At 57.6% G+C, this 3023-nt stretch carries 2 protein-coding genes; both read left to right on the top strand.

What is annotated here, in order from left to right:
• Positions 1 to 612 precede the first annotated feature (612 nt).
• Positions 613 to 1557, top strand: a complete 945-nt coding sequence (locus tag JS536_RS11665) for an IclR family transcriptional regulator C-terminal domain-containing protein (protein WP_240544388.1) — start codon at positions 613 to 615, stop codon at positions 1555 to 1557.
• Positions 1558 to 1755: 198 nt separating this feature from the next.
• Positions 1756 to 2517 carry an IclR family transcriptional regulator gene (locus tag JS536_RS11660; RefSeq protein ID WP_214357061.1) on the top strand — a complete coding sequence of 254 codons (762 nt, stop codon included), beginning with the start codon at positions 1756 to 1758 and terminating at the stop codon, positions 2515 to 2517.
• The last annotated feature ends 506 nt before the right edge of the window (positions 2518 to 3023 follow it).

Below are 3023 nucleotides of genomic sequence, written 5' to 3'. Positions count from 1 at the left end.
GGAAGCTAAGGCCTGGCACGGCGATGGTACTGCACCCGACAGGGTGTGGGAGAGTAGCACACCGCCGCATTCACACGTTACAGGAGCCCCGATACCCACACGGTACCGGGGCTCCACCCATATCACCGGCCTATCCCAACCGAAACGGACACGCCCCCGGGACCCCCCTCCATAACCAGGCGAACACACCAAAACAAGAAACCCCGCTGGACCGGGATCGGCATGAGTCCATGTCTGATCGCCTCTCAATTGGTTTCACCGACAAGGGGGAGCCGGGAACAAAGGGACATGTCAATCTCGGTTCAACAAAACCAAACAAAAAACCCAGAACACACGGTCCCAAGAGACCTCCCACATATCCAAGAAACCAGGCGGGTACTGACACCCAGAGAACCCTGCGCATACACGGACAAACACAAGAACAACCCTCGACGAAAATCAGACAGAAGGCACTCCTCCTTGTACGTGTATAGACGCCCATTACAACTAGCTTTCGAAAGGGGAGGGAATTGAAATGAGTTCCCTCCCCTTTTTCGTATCCATAACCGCGTATTCCCATTATTCCGGTAGGATGATTATGGAATTGGGAACTTCGGCGGGGAGGTGACGCGCATGGTTGCGCAAGGCCGCGATGATCGCAGTGTCGAGGCATTGGTAAAGTCCAAGGCGGTACTGGATGTGTTGTCACATGGGCCGAGCACTGTCCGTGCCATCAGTGAATGCACCGGTGAACCGGTCAGTTCCACATATCGTTTGCTGGACAATTTGTCCGCTGCCGGATGGGTCGAGCGTGGTCTGAATCGTGGCGAATATCGTCTGGGCATCGCATGCGTACGAATCGGTGGACAAATCGAAAGCGGCTTGGACATCCAGCAAATTGCTCGCCGGGTGTTCCGTGCCCATCGAGGCCAGTTCGGCGTGTGGGGGCTGTTCGTGCGACGGCGTCTGCGCAGCGTATGCATCGAGACCCGTACCAGGGAGGCGCTGCAAAGTTACGGACAACTGGTGGGGAATAGTGTGCCCATCAGCGTGGGGGCGCCCTCGCTGGTGCTCGTATCGTGGCTGGACGCAGAACGGTACGACCAGTTGCTGGAGCATTACGCCTACACCAACGAGATGGGCGGCACCTTCTCCACCATGCGCGTCAATGCGGTGGAACGTGCCCGTATGGTTCGGGATGCAGGATTCGCGTTCGATGTCGGCCAGACGCTGGCCGGATCGGTGACCATTGGTGTTCCGGTGTTCAACCATGCCGGTGAGGTGCAGGCCGCCGTGGTGCTCGGAGGACTGTCCCGATCGCTGGAAACGGGCCTGAGTGCCCTGCAATCGCCGTCAGAGGCCGGTGCCGCGACGACGGTAGGTTCAGGCGCTGCTGATGTCCGCAAAGTCGGTGCCTCTGTTCGCAATGCGAAGATGAATCCTACTGATCAGTCAAGCGCCGGTTTGGACGCCGATGGAGCCGATGCAATGGTTCGTTTGGTGCAGTCCGCCGGTCGCGAGATTTCACGAGGCCTGGGCTACTTCGGCGATTACCTGGGCCTTGGCCTCGAAGATTGACGATAGGCCGATAACGGGGAGACGAACCGCAATTCAGCCAACGAACGTATGCCGAACTGAACGGTAGCGGTCGGAATCCCGCAGATCCGCGACGACGTGTCCTTTTCGGCGCGGCACGTCGAAAGAACTCCCCGAGAATCGACGGAATGGTCGAACAAAACGTTTCACAGTAGCCACAACACAGAAAGGGCGCTGACGATGGCGGACGATAAACGAGAACCCACGAGGGCGTTGGACAAGGCGAGCCGCGTTATGGAGGCGCTGGCCAGGGAAGGTGGTCTGTCGCCCGCCGATATCGCGGACGTGTGCGGCATCCCGCGTTCCTCTGTCTACCGTGTGCTGGATGGCCTCGCGGATGTGGACTGGGTGACTACGGATGAGGACGGCAACTATGCGCTGTCCCTGACCTGGCTGCGTCTGGCCGATGCCGCGCGGGCTTCGCGTACGGAATGGTCCGGAGCGCGGCCGGTGATGGAACGCATCACTGCGGCCACAGGCATGACTTCGTTCTTGACGGTAGCTGCCGGCGATGAGACGGTATGCGTGGAGTGTGCGCAGGGCCATGCCATCGATTCGGTGATTCTGCGGCCGGGGCGTGTACTGCCATTGCATGCCGGCGCGGCGGGACGCATCACGCTTGCGCATTTCAACGACGAGCGCGCCGAACGATACCTGCAGGCCGCACCGTTCCCGGCCTATAACGAGAACACGCTGGTCACGGCCGAACAGTTGCGCGAGGACATCGCCTTGACTAGGGAACGTGGGTATGCGCTGTCGGATGAGGACGTGACGTTGGGCATCGGTGCCGTTGGCGTGCCGATTCTGGATTCCGCGACCGGGGAAGTCGTCGCGAGCCTGTCCGCGGGAGGTTTTGTGGACGAGGTACTCGCCACGCAGGAATCCCTGGCTGCATTGTTGCGTCAGGGAGTAAGTGAAATTCAGCAGGCCGCTTCCAACTGATTGGCGTGACTGAGAAACGTCGCGCTGTGGGTGAGTCCTAACGACACGCCGATACGAGACAATTTTTAGGGCGATGTGTCGTGCTTGTTGGTGTTTTGTTGGTGCTGTTGTGGCTTGTTTTTGGTGTTTTCGACACGCCGGTGGAGGCTAGTGTTTCCAAGGGTTTTGGTGGTGCTGTTGTGGGGTGGGTTTGCGTTTGTTTTTGGTTTCGTGTAAGTTATTCATTCGCTGCCGCTGAGCGGTTCGGATTCCTTCCATTTCAATGGTTTTACGGGTGTTCGGGTTGTTTTGTGTGTGGTGGTGGTTTGAGAACTCAAGAGCGTGTTTGTACTACTTCTTTATAGTCAATGATTGCCAGTATGCCTCAAGCCTGATGGTATTTGTGCTGTTGGGTTCCCTGGGAGGGGTTGAATTGGGGTGTGGTTTTTGTGAGTGTGTCCTTTTCCTTAAAAGGATTGCTTGTCAATTTTGTTTTTGAGAGTCATCTATTCGGATGCTTTCTGCAA

Source organism: Bifidobacterium sp. SO4 (genome assembly GCF_018555355.1).
GTDB lineage: Bacteria > Actinomycetota > Actinomycetes > Actinomycetales > Bifidobacteriaceae > Bifidobacterium > Bifidobacterium miconisargentati.
Note: the sequence above shows the minus strand (reverse complement) of the source record. Positions and strands in the feature narration are given on the sequence as shown.